Genomic DNA, 22,975 nt, shown 5'->3' on the forward strand with positions numbered 1-22,975 from the left:
AGAAAGTATAGACCCGTCAGGCGGGTTAGACCTCATTAGTGAGGCCAGCGTTAAGTGTAAAAATGTGAGCTGACGGGCAGAGTCAGGAGGCGGTTTTGCGGCGGCGCTTTTTCTCAGGCAGTAACTGCGTCACCTGGCTTTCAACCCAGCCATCATCAAGACGGGTACGGAGCAGGTCGCCGCTCTGGAGCTGTGCGGTTTTCTTCACCACCTGTCCGGCAGTGTCGGTGGTCACGCTAAAACCGCGCGCCAGCGTCGCCAGCGGGCTGACGCCTTCCAGCTGCGCCACCAACTGACCAAAGTGCTGTTTGCTGGTGCTCAGCTGTTTTGTCATGCTCTGCTGCAGGCGGTAGTGCCAGCTTTGCAGCTGTTTTTGCGCATCGAACAGCCGCTGCTGAGGCTGCTGGGCATTGAGTCGATGCGACAGGCGATCCTGCTGACGCGTGGCGTGACGCAGGCGGGTTTCCATCGCTTCTCCCAGTCGCTGCTGCAGGCGGAACAGGGCGGTCTGCTGACGGGCCAGACGCAGCTGCGGATGCTGCTGTTGCAGACGATGCTCAAGGCGGGAGTAAAGCCGCTGCTGACGTGCCAGGTAGTAATCCATCGCCATCTCCAGCCGCTGTTGCTGTGACTGCAACTGACGCAGTAACTCCAGCTGGTTACGGCTGACAATTTCAGCCGCGGCGGAAGGGGTGGGTGCACGTAAATCGGCAACGAAGTCGGCAATGGTGACATCGGTTTCATGACCCACCGCGCTGACGATGGGAATGCGGCTGGCAAAAATGGCGCGCGCCACGCGTTCATCGTTAAAGCCCCACAAATCTTCCAGCGAACCGCCGCCGCGTCCGACAATTAAGACGTCGCACTCGTTGCGCAGGTTGGCGATTTCAATTGCGCGGACGATAGCCGCTGGCGCATCGACGCCCTGAACTACGGTCGGGTAGATGACCACGGGCAGGGAGGGATCACGGCGATGCAGCACGCGTAACACATCGTGCAGCGCCGCGCCGGTGGAAGAGGTGATTACCCCGACCTGACGCGCCGGTTCCGGCAGCGGTTGCTTATGCTGCGGATCAAACAGTCCTTCGGTGGCCAGTTTTGCTTTCAGCAGTTCAAACTGCTGCTGCAGCAAGCCTTCACCCGCCGGATGCATACTTTCGGCAATCAGCTGATAGTCACCGCGTGGCTCATAGAGAGTGATGTTGGCGCGAACCAGCACCTGCTGACCATGCTGCGGACGAAAGGTAACGCGTCGGTTACTGTTGCGGAACATAGCACAGCGAACCTGAGCGCCATCATCTTTCAGCGTGAAGTACCAGTGACCGGATGCCGGTTGCGTGAAGTTGGAGATCTCGGCGCTGATCCAGACCAAACCCATCTCTTTCTCCAGCAGCTGACGCACTGTCGTATTGAGACGGCTGACGGTAAAAATATTGGCGATGGGTGGCAGCGACATGTGACGAAGATCAAATTCCAAATCAGCAGGTTAATTCATCGATACTACAGGGCTGCCAGTGCGGATCAAGAGTTTTTCGTAAATAATGCTGGAGGCAATCGATTACGGCCTGTATAATGCCGCGGCAATATTTTATCTATTCTCAATCACCCGAGGTGGAGTATTGCCATGTTAAGAATCGCTAAAGAAGCACTCACTTTTGACGACGTTCTGCTCGTCCCTGCACACTCCACCGTCCTGCCGAATACGGCCGATCTCAGCACTCAGCTGACCAAAAATATCCGTTTAAATATTCCTATGCTCTCCGCTGCCATGGACACCGTGACCGAGTCGGGTCTGGCGATTGCGCTGGCACAGGAAGGCGGCCTTGGCTTCATCCATAAAAATATGTCAATCGAACGCCAGGCGGACGAAGTGCGCAAGGTGAAGAAACATGAAAGCGGCGTGGTGACTGAACCACAGACCGTTCTGCCAACCACCCCACTGGCTGACGTCAAAGCGCTGACCGAGCGCAACGGCTTTGCGGGCTATCCGGTAGTTAACCGCGACAACGAACTGGTGGGTATCATCACCGGTCGTGACGTGCGCTTTGTCACTGACCTTTCTCAGCCTGTCTCTGCAGTCATGACCCCGAAAGATCGTCTGGTGACGGTGAAAGAGGGCGAAGCGCGCGATGTGGTGCTGCACAGGATGCATGAAAAGCGCGTTGAGAAAGCGCTGGTGGTGGATGACAGCTTCCATCTGCTGGGCATGATCACCGTTAAAGATTTCCAGAAAGCCGAACGTAAACCTAACGCCTGTAAAGATGAGCAGGGCCGTCTGCGTGTCGGTGCGGCAGTTGGCGCAGGTGCAGGTAACGAAGAGCGTATCGATGCGCTGGTTGCAGCGGGCGTTGACGTGCTGCTGATTGACTCTTCACACGGCCATTCTGAAGGCGTGCTGTCACGTATCCGTGAAACCCGTGCCAAATACCCGGACCTTGAAATCGTCGGCGGCAACGTAGCCACCGGTGCCGGCGCACTGGCGCTGGTTGCGGCAGGTGTCAGCGCCGTTAAAGTGGGTATCGGCCCGGGCTCTATCTGTACTACCCGTATCGTGACCGGCGTTGGTGTTCCGCAGATCACTGCCGTCTCTGACGCAGTCACCGCGCTGGAAGGCACCGGTATTCCGGTGATTGCTGATGGCGGTATCCGTTTCTCCGGTGACATCGCGAAAGCGATCGCCGCCGGTGCGTCCTGTGTCATGGTCGGTTCGATGCTGGCGGGGACCGAAGAGTCACCGGGCGAGATCGAACTCTATCAGGGCCGTTCGTTCAAATCCTATCGCGGTATGGGTTCACTGGGCGCGATGTCTAAAGGCTCTTCTGACCGCTACTTCCAGACCGATAACGCCGCTGACAAACTGGTGCCGGAAGGTATCGAAGGTCGCGTGGCCTATAAAGGCCGTCTGAAAGAGATCGTGCATCAGCAGATGGGCGGCCTGCGCTCGTGCATGGGCCTGACCGGTTGCCCGACCATTGATGACCTGCGCACCAAGGCGGAGTTTGTACGCATCAGCGGCGCCGGCATCAATGAGAGCCACGTGCATGATGTGACCATCACCAAAGAGTCACCGAACTATCGCATGGGTTCATAATCCCGATTTCCCGCCCGGCTTAAGCCGGGCGCTTTTATTGATTAAGTCACCGTTCTGGAAAACCCTCAATGACGACGGAAAATATCCATAAGCATCGCATTCTGATTCTCGATTTCGGCTCACAATATACTCAGCTGGTTGCACGTCGCGTGCGCGAGCTGGGCGTTTACTGTGAACTCTGGGCATGGGATGTCACCGAAGAGCAGATTCGGCAGTTCAATCCAAGCGGCATCATCCTTTCCGGTGGCCCGGAGAGCACCACCGAACTGAACAGCCCGCGTGCGCCTGAATATGTCTTCAGCGCTGGCGTGCCGGTGCTGGGTGTCTGCTACGGTATGCAGACGATGGCGATGCAGCTGGGCGGCACCGTTGCTGGCTCAACCGAGCGCGAGTTTGGTTATGCGCAGGTCGAAGTGACGACGCCAAGCGCCCTGGTTCGCGATATTGAAGATGCGATCAGCGCCGCTGGCAAACCGCTGCTGGATGTCTGGATGAGCCACGGCGACAAAGTCACGGCGATCCCGGCTGACTTCGTGACCGTTGCCAGCACAGAAACCTGTCCGTTCGCCATCATGGCTAACGAAGAGAAGCGTTTCTACGGCGTGCAGTTCCACCCGGAAGTGACCCATACCCGCCAGGGCCTGCGGATGCTTGAGCGCTTCGTTATCGACATCTGTGAATGTGAAGCCCTGTGGACGCCAGCCAAAATCATTGAAGATGCGGTTGAACGCCTGCGTGTGCAGGTCGGCAACGACAAAGTGATCCTCGGCCTGTCAGGTGGTGTTGACTCCTCCGTGACGGCAATGCTGCTGCATCGCGCCATTGGCGACCGTCTGACCTGCGTGTTCGTGGATAACGGCCTGCTGCGCCTGAACGAAGCACAACAGGTTATGGATATGTTTGGCGACCACTTCGGCCTCAACATTATTCACGTTGAAGGCGAAGCGCGCTTCCTCGACGCGCTGGCAGGTGAGAATGAGCCGGAAGCGAAACGTAAAATTATCGGTCGCGTCTTTGTGGAAGTCTTCGACGAAGAAGCGCTGAAGCTGCAGGACGTTAAGTGGCTGGCACAGGGCACCATCTATCCGGATGTGATTGAGTCTGCGGCCTCTGCAACCGGTAAGGCGCACGTCATCAAATCGCATCACAACGTCGGCGGCCTGCCGAAAGAGATGAAGATGGGCCTGGTTGAGCCGCTGCGTGAGCTGTTCAAAGATGAAGTGCGTAAGATTGGTCTGGAGCTGGGCCTGCCTTACGACATGCTCTACCGCCATCCGTTCCCGGGTCCAGGTCTGGGCGTGCGCGTGCTGGGCGAAGTGAAGAAAGAGTATTGCGACCTGCTGCGCCGTGCCGATGCCATCTTCATTGAAGAGCTGCATAAAGCGGATCTCTATAACAAAGTCAGCCAGGCGTTCACCGTCTTCCTGCCGGTACGTTCAGTCGGCGTGATGGGTGATGGCCGTAAATATGACTGGGTTGTTTCGCTGCGTGCGGTGGAAACCATCGACTTTATGACCGCACACTGGGCGCACCTGCCGTATGATTTCCTGGGTCGTGTCTCTAACCGCATCATCAATGAAGTCGACGGCATCTCCCGCGTGGTGTATGACATCAGCGGTAAGCCACCAGCGACGATTGAGTGGGAATAACCTGGCCTCAGCCAGTTAATCCCTGATAAGTCTGCAGCCCGCTCCTCAGCGGGCTTTTTTATTGCTCTGACCGTGCGCAGACTCGCTGTTTTAACCTTTCAGCACATCCAGGTCCGTCGCTGGTGTTTTCCTGTTCACTTTGCCGGAAATTACGCTATCCTCCATGCAGTAAAAGCCCGCAACTGACGTCAGTTGTGTCCCGCTCTTACCCGCCGCTTTCACCGATTGTCTGTATCCCAAAGCCGCCGCTTACTGAAACCGCCTGATGAACAGGCGTTTCGCGATTCTTACGTCACCAGGAATGTTGTCATGCTCTCACTTAAAGTGTTCAGCCTGTTTTTTGTTGCCGTACTACTGTTATCGCTGGGAGCCAGCATCGCGCAGGCGACGCGTCACAGCGATACCACAGAGCAGGGCGGCTGGTGGTCGGCCCGCCGCGATTCGGCCGGGATAGCGCCCGACCCGCGCGCTTTATATAGCCTGGCTATCGTACAGGTCTATGCCGCGCCGACCTATGGCTGGAAAGGGGCGGTGGCGGTGCATCCGTGGATCATCTTCAAGCGCGCCGGTGAAACGCGTTTCACTCGCTACGAAGTGATTAGCTGGGGCAGCGGCGATAAAGTCCGGCGCAACACCAACCTGCCTGATGGCTACTGGTATGGCGCAAAACCGCGGCTGCTGGTGGAACATCGCGGACCGGAAGCAGAAGCGATGATCCCGCAGATTGAAGCCGCCATTAAATCCTATCCGTGGCCGACAACCTACCGCGCCTGGCCTGGACCGAACAGCAACACCTTCCTGGCGCATATTGGCCGCGAAGTACCCGCTTTAAGGCTTGATCTGCCCGCTAATGCGCTGGGTAAAGATTACCGGCCACTGTGGCGTCCGGTCGGGCTGCCGCCATCCGGGCGCGGTGTGCAGGTGTCGATTCTGGGCGTGGCGGGCGTGACGGTGGGTGCAGAAGAGGGATTTGAAGTCAATCTGCTGGGTCTGAACATGGGAGTCGATTTCACACCGTTCCGGCTGCGTCTGCCGTTTATTGGCGGTCTGGGAAATGACAACCTTCAGCAGGATAAGCCCTGACAGTCTGGCCCCGTCAGGGGCCGTTTCACCTCAGCACACGCCAAAGTCACCCTCTTCGTGATAGAGATTGACGCTCTCTGCTTTCACTTCGATCTCTTTTCTCGCCGCATCATCAACGCGTGCACACCATAAGGTGTCGCCTTCGACGCGCAGCACCTGCATTTTCGGGCCGCCGGTTTTAGACTGAACAAAATCCTCTGCTTTAAACATATTGCCTCCGTTGTTAATCGTTTCTGCTGCCAGATGACTTCTGGCGCTGATCGTTTTTTGTGTGACGTTTTCCAGTTTATACCCTGACTGTTTTACTGCGAGAAAAAGTCTGCGCATGCTGAGCCGCACTAAGATAATTTCATCAGGTTGTCAGTTGACAACTTATCAATTCGGCGTCAGGATAGGGAAAAACATGGCAAGGAAGCGGCATCCCAACAAAGAGATCGAAACGGCGTTACGTTACGCCGAATCCCATGGCTGGCTGGTCGTCACGGGAGGCCATCACGCCTGGGGAAAAATGTACTGTCCGAAAAATCTGTTGATGTGCCGATGCGGGGAGTTTTGTCTGACCTGTATCTGGAGCACACCAAAAAACGCACATCAGCATGCCCGCGCGCTGCGACGCGTGGTCGACAACTGTCACTATCTGAAGTCCTGATGCAGCACAAGGAGAAGCATATGGAATATTGTTTCACATTACGGTTCAGCCTGCCGGAAGGGCATGCGCCGGTGGATGAACTGCTGGAAACGCTGGCAGCAGCAGGCTGTGATGATGCGCTAATCGGCCTGGGCATGCCGGGCAGAATTGCACTGGAGTTCACCCGGGAGTCTGACTCTGCAACGGATGTATTGAAGCAGGCAGAAGAGGATGTGCTGCGTGCGATACCGGGGGCCACGCTGGTGGAAGCCGCACCCGATTTTGTGGGATTGACGGATGTTGCGGAGATCATCGGCATGACGCGGCAGAATATGCGTAAGCTGATGCTCAGCCACCGCCCGCCGTTTCCGCTGCCGGTGCATGACGGTAAAACCGCCATCTGGCACTTAGCGGATGTGCTGGAGTGGCTGAGTCAGCGAGGTAACTATACGCTGCCTGCGGCGACCCGAGAGCTGGCACAGGTAACGCGGCAGCGCAATCTTAACGGGTCGCTGCAACGTTACGGTCTGCAAGCCTGACGATTAGTGCGGCAGCAGGAAGATCGTCGCCAGCCCCAGGAAAATAAAGAAGCCGCCGGTGTCAGTAAGGGCGGTGATTAATACGCTGGAGCCGACGGCGGGATCGCGATTCATTTTAGTCATGACCAGCGGCACCAGCACGCCCATCAGCGCGGCCAGCAGCAGATTAAGCGCCATAGCCAGCATCATAACGCCGCCCAGCGCCATATTGTCATACATCATCCAGGTGATGCCGCCCATGATGCCGCCCCAGAACAGGCCGTTGATCAGCGCCACGCCAAGCTCGCGGACGATCAAAAACGAAAAGTTGCCCGGTTCAACCTGATGTAAGGCCAGCGCCCGCACAATCATGGTGATGGTCTGATTACCGGTATTGCCGCCGATACCCGCGACGATCGGCATCAGCGTGGCCAGCGCCACGATTTGCGAAATCGTCCCTTCAAACAGCCCGATAACCCGGGAGGCGACAAAGGCAGTGCAGAGATTAATCGCCAGCCAGGCCCAGCGTTTACGTACCGATTTACGCACCGGCGCAAACACATCCTCTTCCTGACTGATACCCCCCATTTTACGAATGTTGCTTTCGTTTTCGGCATTCACCAGGTCGATGATGTCTTCAATGGTCACGCGGCCAATCAGCTTGCCCCTGGCGTCGGTGACGGCGGCAGAAATGAGGTTATAACGTTCAAAGGCACTGGCAGCGTCTTCGGCCTTATCATTGAGCTGGAAGGTGGTAGGGCGGGCGTTCATCACGTCGCTCACCAGGGTTTTGGGTTTGTTAAGCAGGATGTCCGTCAGCAGCAGCTCGCCCAGCAGCTGATTATCTTTATTGGTGATGAAGAGTTTATCGGTACCGCCCGGCATGCTTTTGCGCTTGCGCAGAAAGCGTTGCACCGTTGCAAGCGTGACATCTTCACGCACCGTCAGGATATTGAAATCCATCACCCGGCCTACGCGGTCACGGTCAAGCTGCACCATATCGAGCATGCGGGCGCGCAGGGCGGGCTCCACCGTTGCCAGCAGGCGTCCGGTCAGGTCACGTGGCAGATAACGCGCCAGCCATACCTGATCGTCGATATCCAGCGGCTGGATAGCGCGCAGGATATCGCGGTCGCTCATCTCTTCGGTGAGGCTGGCCCAGACCGTTTCAGACGCTTCAACCAGCACATGGCCGCGCCGCTCGTTCGGCACCAGCCGCCACAGCGCCTGACGTTCTTCTTCGGGCAGGGCTTCGAGAATATCCGCAAGGTCAGCGGCATGCAGTTGCAGAATGTCCTGCTCCAGCGCGTCACGCTGGGCCGCATTTTCACGTTGCTGTTCAGGATTGAGATCGCCCGATTTCTCCAGCAGGGCATCAACCAGATCGTGCTCGCTGAGCAGCAGCGTCAGAATGCGATGACGTATTTCACTTAAACGTTGAGAGTGAGAGGCAGACACATTGGATCCCTTAAGTCTGAAAGCACCAGCACGAAGTGTAGCGTTTCGCCTGAAAAAGGGATGCAAAAAAGAGTCCAGTTAGCTGGATAACGTTTAAGTTTCAGGTGCGTTTCAGGCGAAATGTCGTTATTGGTTATTCGTTATCGCGTATCGCCTGATGTTATGGCAACCGGTTCAGGAATAGCTTTCTGTTGCTGATGATGCTCGAAGGCAGCAGGCAGGATAAAAATCAGGCGACTAAAAAGAATGATAAAACTAATCAGCAACACAATGCGGGTCATGGTGCCGGTTTTTTGACGTCTTCGGGGAGAAATAGCGCTGTTCACGCGGGGTGGTTCCTGTAATGACCCCATCTGGGGCGACTGCAATATTTAGTCACAGTCGCCTGATGAAATCAATCGCTGTTGAAAAAAACAGCAGATAAAGATCAGTAACTCGCTTTTTGCGCCAGCAGCGTCGCGAACCGACAGGTGATGCGGTTGCCATTTTCATCTGTGCGATGCAGCTGGCCGGGGTGCTCGTTGTACTTCACGATGTGCCAGTTGCGGTAGTAGTGGCTGAGCTCACCTGATTTAAACGCAAAGGAGAAATCAGCCGGGCAGGGCATATCGTCCGTGTTCATCGCCGCCACGATCAGGTTAAAACCGTCTCTGACCGTACAGGCCTGCATGTCGGCAATCAGCTGCGGAATAGTCTGCGGCTGCAGGAACATCATCACCACAGTCGACAGCACAAAGTTGAAGCCGCCATTAAAGCGCGTGTTGTTCAGGTCGCGCTGCTCGGTATGAATGCCGCTGAGATTTTCCTGCGCAATAATCTCCTGCAGGCGCGCCAGGCTTTGCGGATTATGATCCCACGCCGTGACGTCAAAACCTTGCTGATTCAGAAACAGCGTATTGCGTCCCACGCCACAGCCAAGGTCAAGCGCCTTGCCGACGTTGAGCTGGGGCAGCGCCGCAACCACTTCGGAGTGGGGCGGCGTTAAACCATAGGTTTCGGCAAAATAGTTTTCGCCTGAAAGGGGTGCGGTTGGTTGTGTCATATTCATCAATTCAGTTAAACGGGCGCCAGGCACCCGTGTTGTCAGGCTTCTTCTTCGAGGATCAGTTTCCATCCCGTGACGTCATTCCAGTAAACCTGCTCCCGTTCAAGATCGAGCTGAACCAGGTTGTTCTGCGTGAAGTAGCCCGCCGGGAAGGTCAGCGTCCAGTGGCCATCATCGCATTTCAGGGTTAATGCCTCCGGACGCGTGGTGGCCTGTCGCTGATTATTCAACAGGGTACCCAGGCGAAGCAGGAAGATCAGCGGCACAAACTGCTTTTTCTTGAACAGCGTCACGCGCGGCAGCTCATCAAGCTTTATCGCTTTACGATGGAATCTGACCAGCGCCGCCAGCAGCATCTGCTGATCCTGATTGAAGCCCGGCAGGTTGGTGTTTTGCAGAATATAGGCTGAATGGCGTTGCAGGCCGCTGTGATTAATGGTCAGGCCCACTTCGTGCAGCATCGCCGCCCATTTCAACAGCGCGGCCAGTTGTGGATTCGCCAGTTTCTGATTCTGCTCGCGCCACTGCAGATAAAGCTGCTCGGTGGTGTCGAGCACGCGTCGTGCCTGATCGCTGTCGATAGCGTAATGGTTCGCCAGACTCTGTGCAGTACGGCTGCGAATATCCTGATGGCGGAAACGGCCCTCCATCTCATAGAGCACACCTTCACGCAGCGCACCGTCGGAGAGGCGCAATTCGCGAATGGCCAGCGCATCAAATACGCCGCACAGAATCGCCAGCCCGGGTACAAACACGCCTTTACGCTCTTCCGACAGACCCGGCAGGCTGAGTGCAGCAAAGGATTTGTGTTTCATCACCTCGTCATAAAGCTTTTCGAGGCGCTCAGGCGTAATCAGCTTCTCTTTTTCATCCATCGCCAGCAGCACTTCGCAGGCGGCTTTGATGGTGCCGGACGCGCCCAGCGCATATTGCCAGCCATGCAGACGATATTGCCACGCCAGCGTTTCCAGCTTCTGCGCGGCCGCTAAACGGGCGCGACGGAAGTTTTCACGGCTGATTTCACCTTTCGGGAAATAGAGCTGGGCGAAACTGACGCAACCCATGCGTCGGCTCTCAACCAGTTGCGGTTCAAAATCCTCGCCAATGACCAGCTCGGTTGATCCGCCGCCGATATCGATCACCAGCTTGCGGCCTTTCTCCGGCTGGGTATGTTCAACGCCCATAAAGATCAGGCGAGCCTCTTCATGGCCCGAAATCACCTCGATCGGATAGGGGATCACCTCGGCCGCACGTTGCAGGAAGGTTTCGGCGTTGACCGCCTCGCGCAGCGTATGGGTACCGACAATCGTCACGTTGCTCGGACTGAACCCCTGCAGGCGCTCGGCGAACAGGGCCAGGCAGGCTAACCCCCGCTCCATCGCTTCCTCGCTGAGGTTGTGCCGGGCATCCAGTCCGTCAGCCAGATGGACGCGCTGTTTAAGGCGGCCCAGTACCTGCATCGCACCATCGACAACCCGCGCAATCACCATATGGAAACTGTTCGAGCCCAGGTCAATCGCCGCAAACTCCTGGGGTTTTGGCGTACTTTTATGAGAAATTGGCATAGGATTTATTCAGGTTGTTCCAGTTTCTTGATGTAATCATAAATGGCCAGCTGCGATCGCACTTTACGACGATTGCCGCGCTGGACGTAATGGTTACTCAACTCTTTATCGACGATGCGGGCTTTCACCGTATCACTCAACTGAATAGCAATAATGTCGAGTATGCGCTGCCGGATGTGGGGATCGAGTATCGCCACTGCCACTTCGATACGGTAATCAATGTTACGTGTCATCCAGTCAGCGGAGGAGAGGAACACCTTCTTATCGCCGCCATTCTCAAAAATATAGACGCGATCGTGTTCCAGATAACGGTCAACAATACTGATGACACGAATATTTTCACTGATCCCGGGCAAGTCAGGGATTAATGAGCACATTCCGCGCACCAGAAGATTAACCTTCACCCCTACGCTGGAGGCTGTATAAAGCCGATCAACCAGACCTTTGTCCACCAGATTGTTGATTTTCAGAGTAATGCCGCAGGGCTTATTCTGCTGCGCATTAGCAATTTCGGTGTCGATTAGCTCATACAGCATCCGGCGCGAGTTCTGCGGCGAGACCATCAGATGATCGAACGTCACGGGCCGGTAGGGATTCTCAATAAAGTTGAATACCCGACGCACTTCATTGGTGATGCGCGCATCCGCGGTCAGCAACGAGTAGTCCGTATAGAGACGCGCGGTTTTCTCGTTAAAGTTGCCGGTACCGATATGCGCGTAGCGCACAATCTCTTCGCCTTCGCGGCGTGAGATCAGGAACAGCTTGGCGTGGATCTTCAGGCCTGGTGCGGAGAAAATGACATGCACGCCCGCTTCAGTCAGGCGTTTCGCCCAGTAAATATTGGCTTCTTCATCAAAGCGCGCCTGCAGCTCCACCACCACCGTGACTTTTTTACCGTTGTAGGCGGCATGGATCATCGCATCCATGATGCGGGAGTGTTTAGCAACGCGGTAGATGTTGATTTTTATCGCCAGCACGCTGGGGTCGAACGACGCCTGACGCAGCAGCTCCAGCACATGCTCAAAGGTGTGGTACGGGTAGTAGAGCAGCACGTCGCGATTGCGAATCGCATCAAAGCCGTTGCGGAAGCCATCAAAGCCGATGTGGCGAATCTGCGGCAGCGGGCGGTTCACCAGGTTATTTTTGCCGACGTTAGGGAAGCCGATAAAGTCTTTGAAGTTGTGGTAGCGGCCGCCTGGCAGGATGGAGTCCAGGTTTGAGATGGAAAGCTTGTGGCACAGTAGCGACACCATCGTGTCTGGCATATCGCGCTGGTAGACGAAACGCACCGGTTCCGCCGTCAGTCGCTGCTTCAGGCTGGAGGACATCAGCTCCAGCAGGCTCGACTCCATCTCCGTGACCAGGTCGTACTCGGCGTCACGCGTCATTTTCATTGAATAGGCGTTGAGCGCGTCGTAGTCGTAGAAACCTTTAAAAATGTCATCCAGGCAGTAGCGCAGAATGTTATCCAGCAGGATCATTGGCTTACGGCGGCGCGGTGGCTCAGCCGGTAAATTGATGAAACGCGGGACTTTGTCGGACGGAATTTCCAGCAGCGCATACTGAATATTGTCACCGCGAATGATCTCTACCGCCAGATAGGTGTAGTCATCTTTAAGGAATTCGGTCAGATCCGTTTCATGGGTGATCAGAATCGGCGAGATATGCTGACGCAGTTCGTGCTTGAAGTAGTGGCGCAGCCACGCCTGCTGATTGGATGAGAGCTGACGTTCGTTGATCAGGAAGATCTGGTTACGTGCCATCTCCAGCAGCAGATCGTTATATAACGCATCAAACTCCTGATCGGACTTCATTACCCGCTGCTGAATTTTCTTAAACAGATGGCGTGGCGTACTGGCGGAACCCTGCTCTTCACCAATCAGAATGCGGCGTTTGAGGTCTGCGAAACGCACTTTATAGAATTCGTCGAGATTATTGGAGTAGATACCCAGAAAGCGCATCCGCTCAATCAGTGGATTGCTTTTGTCTGCTGCTTCCTGCAAAACCCGTTCATTAAAGGATAACCAGCTTAATTCTTTTTCAATATAAAGCTTTACCTGACCCATTCTCACTCCATTTAGCGGTTGCAGGACTGAAGATCCAGTATCCACCAACATTATGGCGAGAGTATGGCAGCGTTGTCCAACGCCAGGAGTTGTCTTATCAATCGGCTACGGGCAACATAGCGGCTTATTTTGGCCTGCTAGCGGAACCGCATGAGCGCAAACCACATTCCTGTCCAATTCAGCGATCGTAAGCGTCGTGCCGTTGACCGTCTGACACGGCGACTGGTCACCTGCTGTGGCGTGGCGATCCTGCTATTGATGCTGCTGCTCTTCTGCTGGCTGATTGGCGTGGTATTACCGCTGTTTAATGCGCCGGGCCTGCAGATTGCGGCCAGCCAGCAACTCTGGGATCGTGCGCCAGCCTTAGCGATTGGCAATCAGGGGAAGGTCGGCTGGCGCATCAGCGAGCGCGGTGCGGCGCGTTTTATTCCGCTGGATGGTCAGCCTGCGGAACCGGCACTGGCCCTGACCCCGCCGCCCGGGGAGATAGTGCGGAGTGCCGATGAGCAGACGTTACTGCTGAATATGCAGGGTGCGCTGACTCTGATTCAGCCAACCGCCGACCAGCAGTGGCGTTTTCCGCTGGGAGACAAACCGTTTCATCTGCCCGATGGCGCAGTGACGAAGATGGCGCTGGCGACGCGCCATGCGGGTCAGTGGCGTATAGCCGCACTCACTGAGGCCGGACTCCGGGTGCTGACGCTCGGCACCGATCGCCAGGCCTCGGTTATCCCGCTGCCGCAACGCCAGCTGGATCTGCTGGCGCTCTCGCCGTCCGGCGATCTGCTCTACACCACCGAAGGCAATCTGCTGCGGGTCTGGCAACTTGACGATGACCGTGCACTATTGCGCGAAACGCACGCCCTGCCGCAGCGGCCAAAAAGTCTGCATCTGCTGGTGGGCGGCACAAGCCTGCTGATCCAGGATGGCAGCGGCGTCACGCAGTGGTTTGCTATCGCCAGCGAACAGGGGCCGCGCCTGCAGCGCATTCGTACTTTTGCCAACAGCGACGGTGAGACCATTCTGGTGACGGAATCACAACGCCGCGTGTTTGCGACGCTCAGTAAACAGGGGATGCTGCGGCTGTTTGCCAGCAAGCAGGATGGCCCGATACTGCAGCGTCAGCTGGAACCTGGCATTGTGCAGGCGCAGTTTTCGCCACGTGGCGACAGCCTGCTGATTGAACGGGCGGGAAGCTGGCAGACCCTGCGGCTTGATAATCCGTGGCCGGACGTCACCTGGCGCAATTTCTGGCAAAAAATCTGGTATGAAAATTACCCCGGACCGGACTGGATCTGGCAATCGACCGCGGCGGGTGACAGTTATCAGGCCAAGTTCAGCCTGATGCCGATGGTGATGGGTACGCTGAAAGCGGCGAGTTTAGCGCTGCTGTTTGCCACACCGCTGGCGCTGGCGGCGGCGATGTACACCGCCTGGTTTATGGCGCCAGGCCTGCGACGCTGGGTTAAACCGGCAATCGAAATGATGGGCGCGCTGCCGAGCGTAGTGGTGGGGCTGATTGCCGGGATCTGGCTCGCGCCGCATATTGGTCAGGCGCTGGTGGGTGTGCTGCTGCTGCCGCTGACGCTGGCGGGCACGCTGCTGCTGTGCGGCGTGTTCAGCGCGCGTTTACCGCCGCGCTGGCGTCAGCCGGGTCATGAAGTGCTGATTCTGCTGCCGCTGTTGCTGCTGGTCACGCTGCTGTCGCTGTGGCTGCCCACGCTGTTGATACCGGATGCGGGCGACTGGCTGCCGCATTACGAACAGCGCAATCTGCTGGTGGCCGCGCTGGCGATGGGCTTTGCGCTGGTACCGCTGATCTTTACCCTCTCTGAGGATGCGCTGTTCAGCGTGCCTGCTGCACTGGGGCAGGGCTCGCTGGCACTGGGCGCGACGCCGTGGCAAACCCTGACCCGCGTCGTGCTGCCGGGTGCTTCCGCCGGTATTTTTGCCGCCCTGATGATTGGTCTGGGGCGTGCCGTAGGAGAAACCATGATTTTGCTGATGGCGACCGGCAACACGCCGCAAAGTGAAGGTGGCCTGTTCAGCGGCCTGCGCGCGCTGTCCGCCAATATCGCCATTGAGATGCCGGAAGCGGCGGCGGGGAGTGCCCATTATCGCGTGCTGTTTCTTAGCGCCCTGATGCTGCTGCTGTTTACGCTGGTGATCAACACGGTTGCCGAGCTGATCCGTCAGCGGCTGCGCCAGCGCTACAGCCAGCACGAGGAGCAGGCATGAAAGCGATGCAACAGAACGATCGCTGGCGCTGGCTAACCGCCGGTGCCGTAGCCGTCTGCCTGCTGGCCTTTACGCTGCTGATTGGGTTACTGGCCTGGCAGGGCGTGCGCGCTTTCTGGCCGCAGCGCGTCGATCTCTACACGTTTAGCCAGCCTGAAGGGGGCGAGACGCGGCTGCTGGGTGAAACCCTGGAACATCAGCGGCGCTTTCCGGCCCCGGCAGATGAGCAGGGCAACAGCGGCGGACAGGTTAATCGCTATCTGATTAAAACCGGTAACCGTGACTGGGACGCACCCGATTTCCGGGTGGTTTACAGTCGCACGGCGGCGCAGGTCAGCCAGCCAGCGGACATCATGGTGCTGCAGCGCCGCAGCCACGGTCAGGCATACGGCTGGTTTGTCGGCCTGCGTGAGGATAATGAAGAGCTGACTGCGCAGGATCCCGATGCACTGCTGCATCAGCGACTCGGACAGGTGCAGATGCTGGTGCGGCAGGCTAATCAGATTCGCCGGGTCGATATGGCGCGCCTCAACAGCCAGCGTGAGCAGCTTGATGAGCAGGCGGCCACAAACCGTGCTGCCGGGCGCTTTGATCTGCAGGCCGAGTCAGAATATCAGGCCAATCAGGCCGCTTTGCAGCGCCGTTTTAATCAGCTGAGCGAGACACTGGCTTCGCTGCAACAGCAGAGTCAGCGCGATCTGTTAATCCTGCGGGATGTGCATGGCACCGAACATGCGATCCCGCTGACCGAAATCGTTGACAGCTGGAAGCCGAACGCGATGACGCTGACCGGCAAAACGCTGCATTTTCTGCATCAGCTGTGGCGTTTCGTCAGCGATTCACCCGCTGAAGGCGAGAGTGAATCCGGGGCGTTCCCGGCGATCTTTGGCACCGTGCTGATGGTGCTGCTGATGTCGGTGGTCGTGATGCCGCTGGGTGTCATCGCCGCCATCTGGCTGCATGAATATGCCGGACGCAATGCGCTGACCAGACTGGTGCGCATCGCGGTGGTCAATCTGGCAGGCGTTCCTTCAATCGTCTATGGCGTATTTGGTCTGGGCTTCTTTGTCTGGCTGGTGGGCGGCACGATAGACCAGCTCTTCTTCGCCAGCGCGCTGCCCAATCCCACCTTCGGGACACCTGGTTTGCTGTGGGCGTCGCTGACTCTGGCGTTACTAACGCTGCCGGTGGTGATTGTGGCGACCGAAGAGGGACTATCCCGCATTCCCAACAGCCTGCGGCAGGGGTCGCTGGCGCTGGGCGCGACTCAGGCGGAAACCCTGTGGAACGTGGTGCTGCCGATGGCGGTGCCTGCCATGCTGACCGGCCTGATTCTGGCGGTGGCGCGTGCCGCTGGTGAAACCGCGCCGCTGATGCTGGTTGGCGTGGTAAAAATGGTGCCGGAACTGCCCGTCGACGCGGTGTTTCCTTATCTGCATCTGGATCGCAAATTTATGCATCTGGGCTTCCAGATTTACGATCTGGCGTTTCAGAGTCCGAATATTGAAGCTGACCGGCCACTGGTGTTCGCCACCGCGCTGCTGCTGGTGCTGATTATTCTGTCGCTTAATCTGCTGGCGATGGGCCTGCGTCACCGTCTGCGTGAACGCTATCGCCTTATGACTCAATAACAGGCTATGACTATGACGTCCGACACGGATATCGCGCTGACCGTTAACCAGCTGTCGCTGTGGTATGGCGAGCGCCAGGCGCTGCAGGCTATTTCGCTGCAGGTGCCGAAAAACAAGATTACCGCGCTGATTGGTCCCTCCGGCTGTGGCAAATCGACGCTGCTGCGCTGTTTTAATCGCATGAATGATGTGATTGATCATTGCCGGGTCGAGGGTGAGGTGTTGCTGGGATCGCAGCCGATCCTGCGACCTGAGCAGGATCTCTCGGCGCTGCGTCGTCGGGTCGGCATGGTGTTTCAGCGCCCCAATCCTTTTCCAAAATCGATCTATGAAAATGTGGTCTACGGGCTGCGTTTACAGGGTGTACGCGATCGGCGGGTGCTGAACGAAGCCTGTGAACGTGCGCTGCGCGCGGCGGCGCTGTGGAGTGAGGTCAAAGATCAGCTGTCACAGAATGCGCTGACGCTCTCGACCGGACAGCAGCAGCGGCTGGTGATTGCCCGCGCCATTGCGATTGAACCGGAAGTTCTGCTGCTGGATGAGCCGACCTCCGCGCTGGATCCCATCTCCACGCTGGTGATTGAAGAGCTGATGACCACGCTCAAGCAGCATTTCACGCTGGTGCTGGTGACGCACAACATGCAGCAGGCTTCTCGCGTGTCAGATTACACCGCGTTTATGCATCAGGGCGCGTTAGTGGAGTTTGATGAGACTGACCGTATCTTTACCGCGCCAAAACAGCGTCGGACCGAAGATTACATTACGGGGCGCTACGGTTAAGTCAGTAACGGGAGCAGAGCAGGTTGTTATGTCAGACGGCTCAAAGGTTCCCTGAGCCTTTAGCCGGACCGCAAGCACTTCAGGGGAAGCCACGGCTTCCCCTGTCGGGTCAGTCGTTAGCATAACCCTGCGGCGGCAGCGGTTCGCCATCCAGCCAGGCCTTGCCGTCACGCATCGCCAGACGACCCTCAACAAACCAGCCGATTACCATCGGATAGATGGCATGCTCCTGATGCTGCACCCGCTCCGTAATCTCCGCTTCGCTGTCGCCGGGAAAAACCGGGACTTTGGCCTGTAGGATCACCGGACCTCCATCCAGCTCGTCAGTGACGAAATGTACGGAGGTGCCATGTTCGCTATCGCCATTTTCCAGAGCCTGGCGATGCGTATGCAGACCCGGATATTTCGGCAACAGAGAAGGGTGGATATTCAGCAGGCGATCGTGAAAATGGGCCACGAACGCGCTGCTGAGAATGCGCATATATCCTGCCAGCACAATCAGGTCTGGACTGTAGGCTTCGATTTCAGCGATGAGCTGGCGATCGAAGGCTTCGCGGTCAGTGAAGTCGCTGGCGGCAAGCGAGTGGGCAGGAATACCTGCCTCCTGCGCCCGCGTAAGGCCATAAGCGGCGGCGCGGTTGCTGAACACGGCAGCCACGCTGCCGTGAATCCGCCCGCTTGCACAGGCGTCAAGGATGGACTGAAGGTTACTTCCGTTGCCGGAAATCAGTACAACCAGCTTTTTCATCCGTTGATGACCACACGCTCTTCGGCATCAGACGCTTTAATTACGCCGAGCTTCCAGGCTTTCTCGCCCGCAGCCTGCATCAGCGCAATCGCGTTGTCCGCGTCTGCCGGACTCAGGGCGATGATCATGCCGACGCCGCAGTTAAAGGTGCGGTACATCTCGAAACGGCTGACGTTGCCCGCCTGCTGTAACCAGCTGAAGACGGCCGGCCATTGCCAGCTCTTCTCGTCGATGACGGCCTGAGTGTTGTCGGGCAGCACGCGCGGAATATTCTCCCAGAATCCGCCGCCGGTCAGGTGTGCGATAGCGTGCACATCGACCTGCTCAATCAGGCTCAGGATATTTTTCACGTAGATGCGGGTCGGTTCCAGCAGATGATCGGCCAGCGGTTTGCCTTCCAGCTGTTCAGCCAGCGGATCGGTGTTGCTGACTTCCAGAATCTTACGCACCAGCGAATAGCCGTTGGAGTGCGGGCCGCTGGAGCCGAGGGCGATAAGTACGTCGCCATCCTGCACCTTGCTGCCATCAATGATCTCTGACTTTTCCACCACGCCAACACAGAAACCGGCCACATCGTAATCTTCACCGTGATACATGCCTGGCATCTCAGCGGTTTCACCGCCCACCAGCGCACAACCCGACTGCAGACAACCTTCGGCGATGCCGGTGATCACCGCAGAGGCGGTATCCACATCCAGTTTGCCGGTAGCGTAGTAGTCGAGGAAGAAGAGGGGCTCGGCGCCCTGTACTACCAGGTCGTTGACGCACATCGCCACCAGGTCAACACCAATGGCATCGTGACGTTTGAGATCCATTGCCAGACGCAGCTTGGTGCCAACGCCATCGGTGCCGGAGACCAGCACCGGTTCACGGTATTTTTGCGGCAGCGCGCAAAGCGCACCAAAACCGCCCAGTCCACCCATCACTTCCGGGCGACGCGTCTTTTTCACTACGCCTTTAATACGGTCAACCAGAGCGTTACCAGCATCAATATCAACACCGGCGTCTTTGTAACTGAGAGAGGTTTTGTCGGTCACTGCGAGGTCCCCACGCGAGTTGCGGTTGGTGGTTTAAAATAAAGCGCGGCAATTCTATCAGTGCAGGCAAACGTTTGCGAGTCCGGGATTGCGCATCGGGCGATTTTCATTAATCCTCTATTTGTCCCGGTAAAACCCGCGGCTTTGCGCAAGAGCAGGTGGCGCGGAGCGTAAAAGGCGGTATAATCCCGCGATTTTTTTTTAGCTCAACTCATTCCGGGAGAACACCAATGAAGATCGTGGAAGTCAGACACCCGCTGGTCAAACATAAACTGGGCTTGATGCGTGAGCATGATATCAGTACAAAGCGTTTTCGCGAGCTGGCGTCTGAAGTGGGCAGCCTGCTGACCTACGAAGCGACCGCCGATCTGGAAACAGAGCGCGTAACCATTGAGGGCTGGAATGGCCCGGTAGAGATCGATCAGATCAAAGGCAAAAAAATCACGGTGGTGCCGATTCTGCGTGCCGGTCTTGGCATGATGGAAGGGGTGCTGGAGCACGTTCCCAGCGCCCGTATCAGCGTGGTGGGTGTTTACCGTGATGAAGAGACACTGGAGCCGGTTCCCTATTTCCAGAAGCTGGTCTCTAACATCGAAGAGCGCCTGGCGCTGGTCGTCGATCCTATGCTGGCGACTGGCGGTTCCATGATTGCCACCATCGACCTGCTGAAGAAAGCGGGCTGCACCAGCATTAAAGTGCTGGTACTGGTTGCCGCACCAGAAGGGATTGCCGCGCTGGAGAAAGCGCATCCTGACGTTGAGCTTTACACCGCGTCAGTGGATCAGGGACTGAATGAGAAGGGTTACATCATTCCCGGGCTCGGCGATGCCGGGGACAAGATTTTCGGAACCAAATAAATCGCATAGCCGACCAGAGAGTCGGCTTTTTTTTGGCAAAAAAAAGATCCCCGAACGGGTTCGGTGTGGCTGCGAGGCTCACCGGCGTGCCTGCTGCTGTGCCAGAGGCGCGCGCCCTGGGGGATAAATAACACAAGGGGATAAATGATGACTCGTCGCGCCATTGGCGTCAGTGAACGACCGCCGTTACTGCAAACCATTCCACTCAGCCTGCAACACCTGTTCGCCATGTTTGGTGCCACGGTACTGGTACCGATTCTGTTCCACATCAACCCGGCGACGGTGCTGTTATTTAACGGCGTAGGCACGCTGATCTACCTCTTTATCTGTAAAGGCAAAATTCCCGCTTACCTCGGTTCCAGTTTTGCCTTTATCTCGCCGGTACTGCTATTGCTGCCGCTGGGTTATGAGGTCGCGCTGGGCGGATTTATCCTGTGCGGCGTGCTGTTCTGTCTGGTGGCGCTGATTGTCAAACGCGCGGGCACCGGCTGGCTCGATGTGATGTTTCCCCCGGCGGCGATGGGCGCGATTGTCGCCGTCATCGGTCTGGAGCTGGCAGAGGTAGCCGCTAATATGGCGGGTTTGCTGCCCGCGGAAGGCAGTGCGCCCGACAGTACAACCGTGCTGATTTCGCTGGTCACGCTGGCAGTGACGGTATTCGGTTCCGTGCTGTTTCGTGGTTTCCTGGCGATCATCCCGATTCTGGTCGGGGTGGTGGCGGGTTATCTGCTCTCTGCATTTATGGGCATCGTTGACTGGAGCGGCGTGGTCAAAGCACCCTGGTTTGCGCTGCCAACCTTCTATACCCCGCGCTTTGAGTGGGTGGCGATGCTGACGATCCTGCCCGCAGCGCTGGTGGTGATTGCCGAGCATATCGGTCATCTTGTAGTCACCGCCAACATCGTAAAGAAAGATCTGATTCGCGACCCTGGCCTGCATCGTTCGATGTTCGCTAACGGCTTATCAACGGTCATCTCCGGCTTCTTTGGTTCAACGCCTAACACCACCTACGGTGAAAACATCGGTGTGATGGCAATTACCCGCGTCTACAGTACCTGGGTGATTGGCGGCGCGGCGATTCTGGCGATCCTGCTCTCCTGTGTCGGCAAACTGGCGGCGGTGATCCAGGCGATCCCGGTACCGGTAATGGGCGGCGTGTCGCTGCTGCTGTATGGCGTGATCGGCGCATCCGGTATCCGGGTGTTGATCGAATCCAAAGTCGATTACAACAAAGCGCAAAATCTGATCCTGACCTCGGTGATCCTGATCATCGGCGTCAGCGGTGCGAAGGTACATATCGGTGCTGCGGAGCTGAAAGGCATGGCGCTGGCGACAATCGTAGGGGTTGGATTAGCGCTGATCTTCCGTGTGATCTCGCTGTTGCGTCCGGAAGAAGTGGTGCTGGAGGCTGAAGAATCGCGCGAGCCGTGATCGCAGCAAGCCTGACAGGATCGGGGCAGGGACGCCCCATTCATCTCTTTCTGAAAACTGTGTTAGACTTCCCCCGATTTTTTGCTTGTTCTCTTGCTGAGGTGCTTCTGAACACGCCGGCACAATTGTCATTGCCACTCTATTTACCTGACGATGAAACCTTCTCCAGCTTCTGGCCGGGGGAAAACCCGTCGCTGATTGCCGCGCTGAAAGGCGCTCTCAACCAACAACATGGCAGCTATCTCTACTTCTGGTCACGCGAAGGCGGAGGGCGGAGCCATTTGCTGCACGCCGCGTGCGCCGAGATGTCAGCGCGCAGCGAAGCGGTCGGTTACGTTCCGCTGGACAAACGCACCTGGTTTGTACCGGAAGTACTGGAAGGGATGGAGCAGCTGTCACTGGTCTGCATCGATAACATCGAGTGCATTGCAGGCGAGCCTGAATGGGAAATGGCGATCTTCGATCTCTATAACCGTATTCTGGAAACCGGCAATACGCGGCTGTTTATTACCGGCGATCGTCCACCACGCCAGCTTAATCTGCAACTGCCCGATCTCGCCTCGCGGCTGGACTGGGGGCAGATCTATCGCCTGCAGCCTCTCTCCGACGAAGACAAATTACAGGCGCTGCAACTGCGCGCCGGGTTACGCGGATTTGAGCTGCCGGAAGATGTGGGACGCTTCCTGCTGAAGCGACTGGATCGTGAAATGCGCACCCTGTTTGATACGCTGGATCGGCTTGATCGCGCCTCGATCAGCGCCCAGCGTAAACTCACCATTCCGTTTGTGAAAGAGACACTCGGCCTTTAAAACAGGTCGAGCACCGCTTCGGGCGGACGTCCGATCCGCGCCTTGTCGCCATTGATCACTATCGGCCTTTCAATCAGCACCGGATGTTCCACCAGCGCATCCAGCAGTGCACTTTCGCTTTTGTCGCTGAGTGCCAGTTCGCTATAGATCGCCTCTTTAGTCCGCATCAACTGCTGTGCACTCTGCATTCCCAGTTTCTGTAACAGGATTTGCAGCGTCTCGCGATCGGGCGGCGTTTGCAGATAGAGCACCACTTCCGGCTCTATCCCGCGGGCGTTCAGCAGTGCCAGCGTCTCGCGGCTCTTGCTGCAGCGCGGGTTGTGGTAAATCGTCACCATCTC

Annotated in this window: 21 protein-coding genes; 11 read left to right on the plus strand and 10 right to left on the minus strand. The window is 57.1% G+C overall.

Features of this window, described 5'->3' with window-relative positions; genetic code table 11:
- Positions 1-82: 82 nt before the first annotated feature.
- Positions 83-1,456: an exodeoxyribonuclease VII large subunit gene (gene xseA, locus NR201_RS15505; RefSeq protein WP_111534410.1), complete on the minus strand. Its 1,374-nt coding sequence runs from the start codon at positions 1,454-1,456 to the stop codon at positions 83-85.
- A gap of 168 nt (positions 1,457-1,624) precedes the next feature.
- Here xseA and guaB point away from each other — a divergent pair, with 168 nt between their 5' ends.
- From guaB to NR201_RS15520, 3 genes are all read left to right on the plus strand, one after another.
- On the plus strand, positions 1,625-3,091 hold the full coding sequence (guaB, locus tag NR201_RS15510) for an IMP dehydrogenase (protein ID WP_010671324.1): 1,467 nt from the start codon (positions 1,625-1,627) through the stop codon (positions 3,089-3,091).
- A 68-nt stretch (positions 3,092-3,159) separates the two neighbouring features.
- Positions 3,160-4,740: a glutamine-hydrolyzing GMP synthase gene (gene guaA, locus NR201_RS15515; RefSeq protein WP_010671325.1), complete on the plus strand. Its 1,581-nt coding sequence runs from the start codon at positions 3,160-3,162 to the stop codon at positions 4,738-4,740.
- Between the two features lie 309 nt (positions 4,741-5,049).
- Complete coding sequence (locus NR201_RS15520) at positions 5,050-5,823, plus strand: DUF3750 domain-containing protein (RefSeq protein WP_256849945.1); 774 nt, start codon at positions 5,050-5,052, stop codon at positions 5,821-5,823.
- Positions 5,824-5,853: 30 nt separating this feature from the next.
- Here the strand turns inward: NR201_RS15520 and NR201_RS15525 are convergent, their stop codons facing one another.
- Positions 5,854-6,033: a hypothetical protein gene (locus NR201_RS15525; protein ID WP_029519437.1), complete on the minus strand. Its 180-nt coding sequence runs from the start codon at positions 6,031-6,033 to the stop codon at positions 5,854-5,856.
- A 193-nt stretch (positions 6,034-6,226) separates the two neighbouring features.
- Here NR201_RS15525 and NR201_RS15530 point away from each other — a divergent pair, with 193 nt between their 5' ends.
- Both NR201_RS15530 and NR201_RS15535 read left to right on the plus strand, forming a co-directional pair.
- Positions 6,227-6,472, plus strand: coding sequence for a hypothetical protein (locus NR201_RS15530; protein WP_010671328.1), 246 nt, complete (start codon positions 6,227-6,229; stop codon positions 6,470-6,472).
- A 20-nt stretch (positions 6,473-6,492) separates the two neighbouring features.
- On the plus strand, positions 6,493-6,990 hold the full coding sequence (locus tag NR201_RS15535; RefSeq protein ID WP_022624132.1) for an AlpA family transcriptional regulator: 498 nt from the start codon (positions 6,493-6,495) through the stop codon (positions 6,988-6,990).
- Positions 6,991-6,993: 3 nt separating this feature from the next.
- Here the strand turns inward: NR201_RS15535 and mgtE are convergent, their stop codons facing one another.
- From mgtE to ppk1, 5 genes are all read right to left on the minus strand, one after another.
- Positions 6,994-8,427 carry a magnesium transporter gene (gene mgtE, locus NR201_RS15540; protein ID WP_033758614.1) on the minus strand — a complete coding sequence of 478 codons (1,434 nt, stop codon included), beginning with the start codon at positions 8,425-8,427 and terminating at the stop codon, positions 6,994-6,996.
- Positions 8,428-8,567: 140 nt separating this feature from the next.
- Positions 8,568-8,753, minus strand: coding sequence for a YfgG family protein (locus NR201_RS15545; RefSeq protein ID WP_010671331.1), 186 nt, complete (start codon positions 8,751-8,753; stop codon positions 8,568-8,570).
- 101 nt (positions 8,754-8,854) lie between these two features.
- On the minus strand, positions 8,855-9,469 hold the full coding sequence (gene tehB, locus NR201_RS15550; RefSeq protein ID WP_256849946.1) for a tellurite resistance methyltransferase TehB: 615 nt from the start codon (positions 9,467-9,469) through the stop codon (positions 8,855-8,857).
- 41 nt (positions 9,470-9,510) lie between these two features.
- A complete protein-coding gene (ppx, locus tag NR201_RS15555) occupies positions 9,511-11,037 on the minus strand; it encodes an exopolyphosphatase (RefSeq protein WP_033769697.1) in 1,527 nt (508 codons plus the stop codon).
- A 5-nt stretch (positions 11,038-11,042) separates the two neighbouring features.
- Positions 11,043-13,103: a polyphosphate kinase 1 gene (ppk1, locus tag NR201_RS15560; RefSeq protein ID WP_010260075.1), complete on the minus strand. Its 2,061-nt coding sequence runs from the start codon at positions 13,101-13,103 to the stop codon at positions 11,043-11,045.
- Between the two features lie 150 nt (positions 13,104-13,253).
- Here ppk1 and NR201_RS15565 point away from each other — a divergent pair, with 150 nt between their 5' ends.
- The 3 genes from NR201_RS15565 to pstB are packed head-to-tail and all read left to right on the plus strand — an operon-like array spanning position 13,254 to position 17,752.
- Entirely contained in the window at positions 13,254-15,341 is a 2,088-nt protein-coding gene (locus NR201_RS15565) for an ABC transporter permease subunit (RefSeq protein ID WP_256849947.1), read from the plus strand.
- The gene (gene pstA / locus NR201_RS15570; RefSeq protein ID WP_060680726.1) at positions 15,338-16,972 is read left to right on the plus strand and encodes a phosphate ABC transporter permease PstA; all 1,635 of its coding nucleotides are present in this window, start codon (positions 15,338-15,340) and stop codon (positions 16,970-16,972) included. The genes NR201_RS15565 and pstA overlap by 4 nt, the downstream gene beginning before the upstream one ends.
- 12 nt (positions 16,973-16,984) lie before the next feature.
- Entirely contained in the window at positions 16,985-17,752 is a 768-nt protein-coding gene (pstB, locus tag NR201_RS15575) for a phosphate ABC transporter ATP-binding protein PstB (RefSeq protein ID WP_010260068.1), read from the plus strand.
- Between the two features lie 109 nt (positions 17,753-17,861).
- On the opposite strand, the gene purN is transcribed toward pstB, so the two are convergent.
- Both purN and purM read right to left on the minus strand, forming a co-directional pair.
- Positions 17,862-18,500, minus strand: a complete 639-nt coding sequence (gene purN / locus NR201_RS15580; RefSeq protein ID WP_033788088.1) for a phosphoribosylglycinamide formyltransferase — start codon at positions 18,498-18,500, stop codon at positions 17,862-17,864.
- Entirely contained in the window at positions 18,497-19,537 is a 1,041-nt protein-coding gene (gene purM, locus NR201_RS15585) for a phosphoribosylformylglycinamidine cyclo-ligase (RefSeq protein WP_010671337.1), read from the minus strand. Before purM ends, purN begins: the two co-directional genes overlap by 4 nt.
- 230 nt (positions 19,538-19,767) lie before the next feature.
- Here purM and upp point away from each other — a divergent pair, with 230 nt between their 5' ends.
- The 3 genes from upp to hda all read left to right on the plus strand — a co-directional run bounded on the left by upp (position 19,768) and on the right by hda (position 22,634).
- Positions 19,768-20,394 carry a uracil phosphoribosyltransferase gene (upp, locus tag NR201_RS15590; RefSeq protein WP_009088774.1) on the plus strand — a complete coding sequence of 209 codons (627 nt, stop codon included), beginning with the start codon at positions 19,768-19,770 and terminating at the stop codon, positions 20,392-20,394.
- A gap of 147 nt (positions 20,395-20,541) precedes the next feature.
- Positions 20,542-21,825, plus strand: a complete 1,284-nt coding sequence (gene uraA, locus NR201_RS15595) for a uracil permease (protein WP_256849957.1) — start codon at positions 20,542-20,544, stop codon at positions 21,823-21,825.
- A gap of 107 nt (positions 21,826-21,932) precedes the next feature.
- Positions 21,933-22,634 (plus strand): DnaA inactivator Hda, encoded by a 702-nt coding sequence (hda, locus tag NR201_RS15600; RefSeq protein WP_195719715.1) that lies wholly within the window; start codon positions 21,933-21,935, stop codon positions 22,632-22,634.
- On the opposite strand, the gene arsC is transcribed toward hda, so the two are convergent.
- On the minus strand, positions 22,631-22,972 hold the full coding sequence (arsC, locus tag NR201_RS15605; protein WP_086906249.1) for an arsenate reductase (glutaredoxin): 342 nt from the start codon (positions 22,970-22,972) through the stop codon (positions 22,631-22,633). The two genes, hda and arsC, sit on opposite strands and share 4 nt — an antisense overlap.
- Positions 22,973-22,975 lie beyond the last annotated feature (3 nt).

It is taken from the genome of Pantoea sp. Fr-CA_6, assembly GCF_024520895.1.
Taxonomy (GTDB): Bacteria; Pseudomonadota; Gammaproteobacteria; order Enterobacterales; family Enterobacteriaceae; genus Pantoea; species Pantoea agglomerans.